Source organism: Oleiphilus sp. HI0117 (genome assembly GCF_001635235.1).
On sequence record NZ_LWGA01000227.1, the window covers coordinates 1 to 343 of the forward strand.

General features: G+C 45.5%; 1 protein-coding gene. It reads left to right on the forward strand.

Annotated elements, in window-relative coordinates; translation table 11 throughout:
- A partial coding sequence (locus tag A3757_RS02850; protein WP_156506133.1) for a GGDEF domain-containing protein occupies window positions 1–343 on the forward strand: 343 nt, incomplete at both ends.

Sequence of the window (343 nt, forward strand, 5' to 3'; positions counted from 1 at the left end):
GAAATGCAAAACTATATCAAGCAGCACTTCAATCAGCGCTTAGAGATGAGTTAACGGGTTGCGGCAATAAACGCGCACTTGATGCCAGCTTACACAGAGAGGCAGAGCTAGCGACACGTCACAACACCCCTCTTTCCGTTCTCATGCTTGATATTGATCATTTTAAACACGTCAACGATACATACGGACACCTAGCCGGTGATAGCGTCCTTCGCGACCTTGCAGCGACAATCAAAAAGTGCGCGCGTGGAAGTGATTTGTGTTTTCGCTACGGTGGCGAAGAGTTCGTATTAATTCTAGATGATACAGATGCCAATCAAGCTTTAAAAATTGCTGATCGAAT